This window comes from Massilia sp., assembly GCF_031995545.1.
GTDB lineage: Bacteria > Pseudomonadota > Gammaproteobacteria > Burkholderiales > Burkholderiaceae_D > Telluria.
Window position 1 is genome coordinate 23,585 of the sequence record NZ_DAMAGA010000017.1, and the last position, 11,918, is coordinate 35,502.

Annotated in this window: 4 protein-coding genes; 2 read left to right on the top strand and 2 right to left on the bottom strand. The window is 72.7% G+C overall.

All coding sequences use genetic code 11. The features are described 5' to 3' along the window. Window positions 1-60 precede the first annotated feature (60 nt). Complete coding sequence (locus RTQ83_RS13610) at window positions 61-546, bottom strand: Lrp/AsnC family transcriptional regulator (protein ID WP_312515412.1); 486 nt, start codon at window positions 544-546, stop codon at window positions 61-63. A 147-nt stretch (window positions 547-693) separates the two neighbouring features. On the opposite strand from RTQ83_RS13610, the gene RTQ83_RS13615 reads away from it, so the two are divergent. Continuing rightward, complete coding sequence (locus RTQ83_RS13615) at window positions 694-2,685, top strand: aminotransferase class V-fold PLP-dependent enzyme (protein WP_312515415.1); 1,992 nt, start codon at window positions 694-696, stop codon at window positions 2,683-2,685. 204 nt (window positions 2,686-2,889) lie between these two features. Next, complete coding sequence (locus tag RTQ83_RS13620) at window positions 2,890-11,319, top strand: GH36-type glycosyl hydrolase domain-containing protein (protein WP_312515418.1); 8,430 nt, start codon at window positions 2,890-2,892, stop codon at window positions 11,317-11,319. A gap of 3 nt (window positions 11,320-11,322) precedes the next feature. Here RTQ83_RS13620 and RTQ83_RS13625 read toward each other — a convergent pair whose 3' ends face one another. Next, window positions 11,323-11,898 carry a hypothetical protein gene (locus RTQ83_RS13625; RefSeq protein ID WP_312515421.1) on the bottom strand — a complete coding sequence of 192 codons (576 nt, stop codon included), beginning with the start codon at window positions 11,896-11,898 and terminating at the stop codon, window positions 11,323-11,325. Window positions 11,899-11,918 lie beyond the last annotated feature (20 nt).

An 11,918-nucleotide genomic window follows, 5' to 3' on the forward strand; every position in this document is an offset into this window, starting at 1 on the left:
TCGCATCATCGCACGATTCATGCGGCCCGCGAAACGGGCAGGGTGTAACGATACGTCGTCTCAGCCCGGCACGCCGTGCGAGATCAGTTCCAGCGGCAGGGCGGTGGTCGACTTGATCTGTTCCATCGAAAAGGCCGACGAGACGCCGGTCAGGCGCGCGGCCTTGATCAGCTTCTTGTAGAAGCGGTCGTAGCCGGCGATGTCGGTGGTGACCACCTTCAGCAGGTAGTCGACGTCGCCGCTCATGCGGTGGAATTCGAGCACCTCGGGCAGCGCGATCACGGCCGCCGCGAAACGTTCCAGCCATTTTTCATCATGCTCGACCGTGCGCACGCTGACGAACACGGTGACCGGCAGGCCAACCTTCTGGCGATTGACGATGCTGACCCGGCTTTCGATATAGCCCTCTTCTTCCAGGCGCTTGACGCGCTTCCAGCAGGGCGTACTGGACAAGCCCACTTTTTCGCTCAGTCCCGAGATCGACAGCGTGGCATCCGCCTGCAACGCGGCGAGGATTGCACAATCAAACTTGTCCAGTGAGTTCATATTACCGTTTGATAATTTTAAGAATAATCATCCCTCATTCCGACAGAATATCAGGAAATTTAGAACGTATCGATCGGCGCAACTTCGTACCATATTACTGGACATTAACATCTTGTGCGACCTCTTTTTTTATAGTTTGGCATCACCATGAACCCGGAAATCTACCTCGACGCGAACGCCACTTCTCCTGTCCTGCCAGCCGCTTTTCGAGCGGCGGCGGCGGCGATGGCGGACGGCTTCGGCAATCCGAGCAGCAGCCACGCGGCCGGCCTGCGCGCGCGCGCAATGCGCGAGGAAGTGCGCGCCTGCGCGCGCCGCGTGCTGGGTGCCGACGAGGGACGCCTGATGTTCAACAGCGGCGCCACCGAAGGCATCCAGACCGCCGTGCTGTCGGCGCTGTGCGCGGTGCATGAAGCACGTGCGCGCGGCGAAGCCTGCGGCGACCTGGTGCTGATCGGCGCCACCGAACACAAGGCGGTGCCGGAAAGCCTGGCGCACTGGAACCGCCTGCTCGGTACCGGGCTCGAACTGCGCACGCTGCCGGTCGACGCCGCCGGCCGCCACCGCCTCGACGTGCTGCGCGAACTGGCGCCGCGCGCGGTCCTGGTCTGCACCATGGCCGCCAACAACGAGACCGGCGTCGTGTCGGACCTGGACGGCATCGCGGCGGCGCTACAGGATAGCGCCAGCCCGGCGCTGTGGATGGTCGACTGCGTGCAGGCGCTGGGCAAGCTGCCGCTGAACCTGAGTGCGAGCCGCATCGACTACGCGCCGTTCTCGGGCCACAAGCTGTATGCGCCGAAGGGCATCGGCATGCTATACGTCCGCGCCGGTGCGCCGTTCACGCCGCTGATGTGCGGCGGCGGCCAGGAAGAAGGGCAGCGTTCGGGCACCGAGAACATGGCCGGCATCGCCGCGCTGGGCGCGGTGCTGCGCGCGCTGGAAGAGGGCGGCACCTTCCGTACCCACGCCGCATTGCTGGCCTGCCGCGCGCGCCTGGCCGCGGCGCTGCAGGACGCCTTTCCCGGCGTGGTGTTCAACGCGCCGTTCGAGCACGCGCTGCCGACCACCATCAACTTCTCGGTGCCGGGCGTGTCCAGCGCCGACGTGCTGGAAGTGTTCGATGCTGCCGGCATGCGTGTCAGCGCCGGTTCGGCCTGTTCGGCCGCCAAAGCCGCGCCGAGCCACGTGCTCGATGCGATGGGCGTGCCGGGCTGGCAGAGCGCGTCGGCGGTACGCATGTCGTTCGGCCCGCTGGTCGACGATGCCGTCATCGAGCTGGCCTGCGCGCGCATCGCAGCCTGCGCCAGGGCGCTGGCGCTGCCACTGCTGGCACCAATGGCCTTGTCGGGCGAGCGCGCCGGCCTGGTCCAGCTCGAGCACGAGGGCGACACCGGCTGGCTGCTGTTCGACCCCGCCAGCCGCAGCTGCATCGCGATCGACGTGCCGGTGGCGCTGGCCGAACGCGGCGCGGCCATGCTGCGCGCCGGCGGCTACCGCCTGCTGGCCGCGCTGTCGACCGCGCCCGATGGCGGTGCCGATGCCGCCACCTTTGCCCTGTGCGCGCATGCCGGCGCCGGCATCGCCGGCTGGCCCGACAGCGGCATCGAGGCGCGGCTGGAAGACGGCCGCCGCCTGCCGGCCATCGCGCTCGGTGCCGATGCGCTGGTGCGCGACGGCGCCGCCTATCTGTTCGGACGCCTGGAAGATGGCGTGCTGGCGCCGCGCTTCGCCTTCGGCGATTTGCCTGAATACGGTGCCGCTGCTGCCCTGCAGTGCGGCCGCGCCAGCGAACGCGCGTTGGCATCGGCCCATGCGCCGGTGCAGGCCGAAGCAATGGAACTCGACGCCGACGCGCTGCAGCGCTGGCTGGCCGAGCATCCCGAAGCGCTGGTGGTCGACGTGCGCTGCGCACGCGAGTTTTCGGTCGGCCCGGTCGCGTTGCACGGACAGGTAGCGCTCAACGTGCCGCTGGCGCGGCTTGCCGAACATGCCACTCACTGGCTTGGCGCCGACACCCGCCCGCTGCTGTTCGTCTGCCGCAGCGGCGCGCGCAGCGCACGTGCGGCGCGCACCCTGCGCAGCCTGGGCCATCCGCGCGCCTGGTCGCTGGCCGGCGGCTTCGCGCTGGCCGGCTGAGGTTCTCGCGCCGGGCCACCGGCGGTGTGTGTACGCCAGCGCACGGTGGGGTGCTCGTCCTTTCTCTAGCATGGGATTGACCGCGCGCGCCCAGCGTTTCCTGCCCTGAACCGCCCTCGGACGCCCTGGCGCCTGTAGTTGTTGTCTGTAAGGGGTGCCCGATCCCTGGCGGTAGATGCGCGCGCCTCCAGCTCCGAGGCTCCGTTGAAAGTTGAGAACAATCCGATGGCCGCCGCGCAGCGGGCGTCCGTGGATACGGCGCCGGCCGCAGGCCTTGATACCCCCTTGCGCGCCGCGCCGCTCGGCGCCGCGCAACTGGCCGACCATGGCCGCCAGCTGGCCGTGCGTCACCGGGTGCGCCAGGGTGCGGGCGTCACCGATCTGCTGGCGCTGCTGGCTAACAACGCTGACGCCATCCACGACGCATGCGACGCACTGGATGCAGCGACGCGCGCCGGCGTAACGCTGCCGGCGGCGGCCGAGCGCCTGCTCGATGCCATTCCCCTGATCGAAGCCCAGGTACGCCTGGCGCGCGGCCAGCTGCTGGCCGACGGCTTGCACGGCGGTGCGCACGATACGCCGCGCCTGCCGCGGCTGGAATCCGCCGACGAACCGCGCGCCTGGCGCCTGGTGCTCGACGCGGTTGCACATGGCGACGGCGCCATCGACCCGGCTTCGCTGGAACGCTTCCTGGCCGCCTATGGCGAGAGCGCGCCCCTGAACATTGCCGAACTCGATGCGCTGCCGGCGCTGCTGCGCATGGCGCTGATCGACAACCTGCGCCGGCTGGCGCGGCGCGCCGCGCGCATCTGCGACGGCCGCGCACAGGCGGCGCACTGGGCGCAGCAGCTGGCCGCTACCGCCGCCGAGCGTCCCGGCGACCTGGTGCTGCAGGTGGCCGACATGGTGCGCAGCGCGCCGATCGCCGACAGCGGTTTCGTGGCCGAACTGGCGCGCCGCCTGCAGGGCCGCGGCGCGACCTTGAGCCAGGCGCTCGAGTGGCTCGACGCGCGCCTGGCCGACGACGGCGCCGGCATCGCGCAGCTGGCCCAGCGCGAGCGCGCCGAATTGGCCGAGGATGCCGTCTCGACCGGCAACAGCCTGGCCAGCCTGCGCCTGCTGGGCGGCGTCGACTGGACCGCGCTGGCCGAAGCGCTGGGCGCGACCGAACAGGTGCTGCGCACCGATCCCGACGGCAGCTATGCGCGCATGGATGCCGCTACGCGCGCGCACTACCGCCGCGCGGTGGAACGCCTGGCGCGCCGCGCAGGGCGCAGTGAAATCGACGTGGCGCGCGAGGCGGTGGCGCTGGCCGCCGTCAACCGCGCGCCGGGCGAGGGTGGCCTGGATGGGCGCACGCGCCATGTCGGCTACTACCTGGCCGGTCCCGGTTGCGAGACGCTGATGGCGCGGCTGGGTGGCAGCCGGCCGGCGCGCCGCATGCGCGGCCTGCCGCTGCAGGTCGGCGCGGTCGCGCTCTTGACGCTGGCTTTCCTGGCCGCCATCGTGGTCCACGCGCGCCAGGGCGGTGCCGGCCTGGCGCTGATGGCGCTGATCGGCCTCCTGGCGCTGCCCGGCGCCGGCGAACTGGCGCGCGCGCTGGTGCGCATGATGAGCGGCTGGCTGACGCGCCCGCGTCCCATGCCGCGCATGCGCCTGGACGATGGCATCCCGCGCGACGCCGCCACGGTGGTCGCGGTGTGCGCGCAACTGAGCGATGCGCGCGCTGTCGCGGCCCTGTGCGATGACCTCGAAGTACGCTACCTCGGCAACCGCGATCCGCACCTGCGTTTCTGCCTGCTGGCCGACCTGCCCGACGCGCAAGAAGAACATCTGCCGAGCGACGACACGCTGTGCGATGCGGCGCGCGCCGCGATCGGGGCCCTGAACCGCAAATATGGACATGAGCGCAGCGTCGAGACGGTCGACGCCGAAGGCGCGCCGCAAACGACACGCGAGCGGGTCGAACCCTTCATGCTGCTGGTCCGCGCGCGCAGCCTGGACGCCGGCGCGGGGATCTGGATCGGCCGCGAGCGCCGGCGCGGCCTGCTGGCCGACCTGAACGCCTGGCTGTGCGGCGCGCGCGAGCGCTTCTTCCTCGCCGCCGGCAACATCGGCGCCGCGACCGAGGTGCGCTACGTGATCTCGCTCGACGCCGACACCTTGCTCACGCGCGACGCCGCGCGCAGCCTGGTGGCGGCGATGACGCATCCGCTGCACCTACCGCTGCAGGGTGAGGATGGCCGCGTGCGCGAGGGCCACGGCATGCTGCGCGTGGCGGTGCAGGCGGCGCTGCCGGCACGCGCCGGTGCACGCTATGCGCGCCTGTGGTCGGACGGTGCCCGCACCTGGGCCGCGATCGGCGCCGGCTGCGGCGCGGTGGCCGACGGCGGCCATGGCTGGGCCGCGATCCACGACGTCGATGTCTGGCGCCGTGCGCTGGGCGAGGAATTGCAGGACGAAGGCCGCGCCGAACCGGGCCTGGTCGAAGAAGACCGCCTGCGTGCCGGCCGGGTGAGCGACCTGCGCCTGGAAGCGCGCCACGTCGGCAGCTACGGCGAACACGTATTGCGGCGCCACCGCGCATTGCGCGCCGCGTGGCAGGAAACGCGACGGCTGGAACGCGGCCCCGATGCCCTGCGCGCGCCGCGCCAGTGGTGGCACCTGTTCGACCGCTTGCGCGCCGGCCTGGTGGCGCCCACGCTGACCGCCTTGCTGGTGCTGTGCTGGAGCGCGCTGGCGGCGCCGGCGTTCTGGACCGCCGCGGTGCTGGCGGTGTTCTTCGTACCGGCGCTGATCGGCATGCTGGCGGCGCTGGCCGACCGTCCGCACGATGCGCCGTGGCGCCAGCACCTGGATGCCTGGGCACGCGGCGCGCGCGTGCCGCTGGTGCGCGCGGCGCTGGCCACTGCCTTCCTGCCGCATGCGGCCTGGTACGCCGGCGACGCGCTGGTGCGCGGGCTATGGCGGCGCAACGTCACGCGCCAGGGCCTGCTCGAGCTGCGTCCGCCGGCGCTGGCGCATTCCAGCGCGGCGCTGGACAACAACTGGCGCAGCATGTGGTTCGCACCCTCACTGGCGGTGGCCATTGCAGTGCTGCTGACCTTCGCCAATCCCTATGGCCTGTTCGCGGCGGCGCCGCTGCTGCTGGTATGGTTCCTGTCGCCGGTACTGGCGTGGTGGGCCAGCCAGCCGGCGCGGCGCGGGGTGCGCCTGGCGAGCGGCCAGACCGGCTTCCTGCGTGCGCTGGCGCGCCGCACCTGGGCCTTCTTCGAACGCCACGACGGCGCAGCGCACGGCCTGGCGCCGCAGGCGGTGCTGGAACACCCCGAACCGGCGCTGGACGAGCGCCTGGCGCCCGACGCCATGGGCCTGTCGCTGCTGGCCGGCCTGGGCGCGCGCGACTTCGGCTTCCTCCCCTTGGGCGGCCTGATCGAGCGCAGCGACAAGGCGCTGATGTCGATGGCGCTGCTGGAGCGCTGGAACGGTCACCTGTTCGGCGGCTACGACGGCGCCACCCTGGCCCCGCTCGAGCCGGCGCGCGTCGATACCGCTGCCAGCGGCAGCCTGGTACTGGCGCTGCGCACTTTCGCCGCCGGTCTCGACGAACTGCCGGCGCAGCCGGTCGCCGGCAAGGTGCTGCTGGACGGCGTGCGCGACACGCTGAACGTGGTGCGCCAGCATGCGACCGGCGCTACGCCCTCGGTGCGCCAGGCGCTGGACGCGGTGGCGCGCGCCCTGCAGCCGGAGCGCTGCCGCGCCACCGACACGCTGCCGGGCCTGGCCGACTGCCTGCGCGCGGTGGCGCAGGAAGCGGACAAGCTGGCGGCCGACCTGCCGCCGGACGCCGATCCGGTATTGGCCGCGTGGAGCACGCGCCTGTCGGCCGGTTGCGCGGCGCAGCTGGAAGACTTGTTCGCCATGGCGCCGTGGGTGCGCGTGGCGCAGGAATACGTACTCGACGCCAGCCTGACGCGGATCCCGACGCTGGCCGAACTGGCGGCGCTGGAGCCGCCCGCGCAGGCGTCTCCCGGCCTGGCGCAGCTGGTGCAGGCCGGCCGTGCCTGCGCGCGCGAACGGCTGCAGCGCCTGGGCGAACTGGCGCATGAAGCGCGTGCGCTGGCGCAGGCCGATTTCGGCGCGCTGCTCGACCCGGCCACCGGCCTGCTGTCGGCCGGCTGGCTGGTGCGCGACAAACGCCTGGAGCATGACAGCTGCGACCTGCTGGCGTCCAATGCGCGCATGGCCAGCTTCGCCGCCGTGGCCCAGGACCAGCTGGACCAGCGCCATTGGTGGTCGCTGGGCCGGCCGCTGCGCATGGCCGACAGCGGGGCGCTGCTGCTGTCGCGCCGCGGCGCATTGGTCGACTACCTCGGACCGCAACTGATGATGCCGTGGTGGCGCGACACGCTGCTCGACGGCGCCGCGCGCGCGGCGGTGCGCATGCAGGCGATCCACGCGCGCCGCCACGGCGTGCTGTGGGGCTTTTCGGACTCGCTGTGCAATGCTGTCGACGCACTGGCGCGCTACCGCCTGCGGCGTGGCGGACTGCCGGCGGCGGCCCTGCAGCGCGGCGCGCCGGACGACCTGGTGGCGGCCCCGCATGCCGCCGCGCTGGCCCTGTCGGTGGCGCCGGCGCTAGCCGCCGGCAACCTGGAACGGATGGCGGCCCACGGCCTGCTGGGCGAGACCGGCATGCTCGAGGCGATCGACTATGCGCCGCAGCGCCTGCCGCAAGGCGAGCGCCAGGTGCTGGTGCGCGCCTATACGGGAGCGCACCAGGCGATGACGCTGCTGGCGCTGGCCCGGCACCTGCTGGGCGAGCCGATGCAGCGCCGCTTCTGCGCCGATCCCGAACTGCGCGCCGTGCTCGGCCTGCTGCAGGAAGCGCCGCCGGCGTCCGGCGCCGCCGCGCCATTGCGTGCCGGCGGTGGCCGCGCCGTGGACGGCATCGCGGCGCGGCCGCATGCGCGCGTGATCGGCGCCGACGGATCCGCGCTGCCCGAAGTGCAGCTGCTGTCGAACGGCCGCCTGCACCTGATCCTCGACAGCGACGGCGCCGCCGTCACGCGCTGGGAAGACGTGCCGCTCACGCGCAGCGGGCGCGGCGAGAGCGGCATGATCTGCCATGTGCGCGACGTCGCCAGCGGCCGCAGCTGGACCAATGCCATGCTGGGCGCCAGGCCCGAGCGTCGGGAAACCGTGTTCGCCGAAGGCCGCGCCAGCCTGCGCCGCACCGACGGCGACATCGAGACCTGGACCGACGTGGCGCTGGCGCCGAACGACGACGTCGAGCTGCGCCGCATCCGCATCGTCAACCACGGCAAGAGCGCGCATACGCTGGAGCTGACCAGCTGCGTGGCGCTGGCCGGCCCCGCAGTCATGCCCGGCGCGCGGAGCAGCATCCGCGCCGAATTCGACGCCGCCAACGACAGCCTGCTGTGCGTGACCGCGCCGGACGCGCCGGTAATCGTGCACCGCATGCTACTACGCGGCGTGAGCGGCCAGCCGAGTCTTGAAACCAGCCGCGCGCGCTTCATTGGACGCGGGCACGACCTGCGCGCGCCGCAGGCGATCGGGGCCGGCGGCGCCTTGCCGGGCCTGGACCCGGAGCCGGACGAAGCGCTGCTGGCACTGCGCCGCACGGTGACGCTGGCGCCGGGCGAGGAAGTCATCGCCGACCTGGTGCTGGGCGCCGCCGGCAGCCGCGCCGTCGCGCGCGAGCTGGCGGCGCGCTACGGCGCCAACCACGTGTCCAACAACGCGGTCGACCATGCGATCGAAGCCGCCTGGACCCACGGCCAGGCCTTCCTGCACCGCCTGCAGCTGGGCGAGGCCGAAGCGCAGCTGTACACGCGCCTGGCCGGCTGCCTGTTGACGCCAGTGGCGGCGCTGCGCGCCGATCCGGCCGTCATCGAGCGCAATGTGCGCGGCCCCGCGGCGCTGGCGCCGTATGGCGTCGGCACCGAGCGCCCGATCCTGCTGCTGCAGCTGGCGCAAGGCGCCGACAGCGAGCTGGCGCAGCAGCTGCTGCAGGCGCACAGCTACTGGCGCAGCCGCGGCTTCGCGGTCGACCTGCTGGTGCTGTGCGAGAACCGCGCCGCGCGCGAAGAACTGATGCACCTGGCCGCGCCGCTGCTCGACCCGGACAGTTTCGACAGCCCGGGCGGACTGCACCTGCACCTGCTGACCGAGGTGGCGCAGGAAGACCGCCTCCTGCTGCGCGCCGCCGCCCACGTGCTGCTGGCCAGCGAAGGCGGCGACCTGGCCGACCAGCTGCGGCGCGCCGCGCGTGGCGACACCGCTTTGCCGCCGCCGTTCGCCGCGCGGTCCGATGCGCCGGCGTGGAACGCGGTAGTACAGGAGCAGGCCGCGCCGGTCCCGATGCACGACAACGGCATCGGCGGCTTCAGCCCGGACGGACGCGAATACCTGATCCGCAGCGCAGCAGGCATCCCGGCGCCGACCGCACCCTGGATCAATGTGCTGGCCAACCCCACCTTCGGCAGCACGGTCTCGGAACGCGGCCACGCCGCCAGCTGGAGCGGCGCGCGCGACGCGCGCGTCACGCCCGGCGACGATGCGCTGGCGCCGCAGGGCGGCGAAGCCTTCTACCTGCGCGACGAGGACAGCGGCGCGTTCTGGTCGCCCACGCCATGGCCGGCGCCGTCGCACGAACCCTACCTGACGCGCCACGGCTTCGGCTACAGCGTGTTCGAACACCGCGCGCACGGCATCGGTTCGACCCTGCGCACCTTCGTGCCGCCCGACGCGCCGCTCAAGTACAGCGTGCTCACGCTGCGCAACGACAGCGATGCGCCACGGCGCCTGTCGGTCACCGGCCATGTCGACTGGCTGCTCGACCAGGCCGGCGGCGCCGGCCTGCAGGTCGTCACCGCCACCGATCTGGCCAGCGGCGCGCTGCTGGCCCGTAACGCCTTCGGCGCCGGTTTCGAAGACAAGGTCGCGTTCTTCCACCTCGACGCCGAACAGCTGGCCTCGACCTGCGACCGCGCCGAATTCGTCGGCCGCCACGGCGACCTGGCGCGGCCCGACGGCTTGCTGCGCGCCGGCCTGTCCGGCAGCAGCGGCGCGGCGTACGATCCATGCGCCACGCTGCAGTGCGCGTTCACGCTGGCGCCGGGCGCGAAGCGCGAGCTGGTGTTCGTGCTCGGCGTGGCCGGCCCGGGCAGCCTGGATGCCAGCCGCATGGCGCAGCAATACGGCGGCGCGCAGGCTGCCGCCGCCGCGTGGGGCGGCCTGCGCGCCTGGTGGGACGACACGCTCGACTCCTTCCACATCGCATCGCCCGATCCCGCACTCGACCTGCGCCTGAACGGTTGGCTGCCTTACCAGGCCTGGACTGCGATGATGGGCGAACGCTGCCCCGCCACGCGATTGCAGTCGGCGCTGGCGCTGCTGCACGCGCGTCCCGAACTGCTGCGCGCCGAACTCCTGCGCGCGGCGCGCGAGTTCGCATCGAGCGACCCGGCCATCGAAGACTTCCTGTGGCTGCCGTTGGCGCTGACGCGCTACGTGGCCGCGACCGGCGACCTGGCCCTGCCGGCCGAACTGCCGTTCGCCGGCGGCGCGGCAGATGCGGCCACGCAGCTGGATGCCGCCGACGACCTGTACCTGCACTGCGTGCACGGCCTGCGCGGCAGCCTGCGCTTCGGCACGCGCGGCCTGCCGCCGGCGGCGGCGATCCTGCACGACGAGACGCCGGGCGGACAGGGAGAAAGCGTGCGCCTGGCCTTCTTCATGACCGCGACGCTGCAGCGCTTCGCCGAGCTGGCCGACCGCCGCGGCGACTTCGGCTTCGCCACCACCTGCCGCGGCGCCGCGCTGGCGCTCGGCGCGCAATGCGAGGAACACGGCTGGGACGGCGAGTGGTACCGCTGGTGCTATCTCGAAAACGGCAACGTGCTCGGCGCCGCCGCCAATCCGGCCTGCCGGGTCGACCTGATGACCCAGGGCTGGGCGGTGCTGGCCGGCGCCCCGCGCGGCGCCGACGCGCTACAGGCGGCGACGCGGCGCCTGGCCGACGAGGCGCACGGCGCGGTGGCGCTGTGCGAGCCGCCGGTCGACGGCCACTGGGCCGAACGGGTCGCGGCCTGGCCCGGCCAGGACCACCGCGCGCTGGCGCTGGCGGCGCAGGGCTTCGCCCGCAGCGGCGACCCGGAGCAGGCGTGGCGCCTGGCGCGCATGCTCGATCCGCTGGCGCGCAGCGGCACGCCGCAGGATGGCGCCCGCTACGCCGCACCGCCATACTTCATGAGCGCGGGCATACGCACCATCGCGCCGGCTGCGGGCCGCGCCATCGGCGACGCCTTCACGGCGGCGCCGGCATGGAACTGGCTGGCATTGGTCGAGGGACTGCTGGGCGTGCAGCGCAATGGATCCCAGCTGCAACTGCGGCCACGCCTGGCACCAGGCTGGGACGGCCTGCGCCTGCGCTACCGCCATCACGGCGCCTTCTACGAGATCGTGGTGCACGGCGGCGCCGCGCAGGACGAGGTGCTGCTGGACGGCCAGCCCTGTGCGGACGGCACCGTCACGCTGGCGGGCGACCGGCGCGATCACCGCGTCGAGGTGCGGCTGGCGAGCACGCCCGCCGGCCAGGCGCCGTACTGACGCTCATTTCACCAGCGTCAGGCGCGCCGGCCCGCTCCGAGGTACGGAATCGTGCCCGGCGCGTGGCTCGGCGCCATGCCCGAGCGCCAACTGCATCGCTTCGGCGCAGCCGCGCCGCTTCGCCAGCGCCAGGAAGCGGTTCCAGAACGCCGCGCGCCACACTGCCACGCCGGCGCCGTCGAGCGCCATCGCGTCGCGCAGGCCGGCCAGGCGCCCGACCACGAAGGCGCCCAGCCAGTCTTCCTGGCTTGCCACCTGCATCGCCGGGCCGAGGCCTCCGACCGCTGCGTCCACGGAGCCCGGCCACAGCGCGCGGTCGGCGCGCACCGCGTCGTCGAGCGCGCCCAATGCCAGGCGCAGGTCGAAGTCGGTGCTGGCGACGCAGGCCAGCAGCGTGGCCAGCTTCAGGTGCGGCGACAGTGCCGACAGGCCGATGAAGGCCAGCAGTGCGTCCTGGTAACGCTGTGGCTGGGTGTCCGGCAGGCTGTCGTTCGCTTCGAGCAGTGTTGGCCAGTGCCGGCGGATCTGGTCCAGGCTGCGGCATTGTTCAAGCGGAAGATACCAGCGCATGTCGGACATCGGTTCCCTTCAACGTTGTG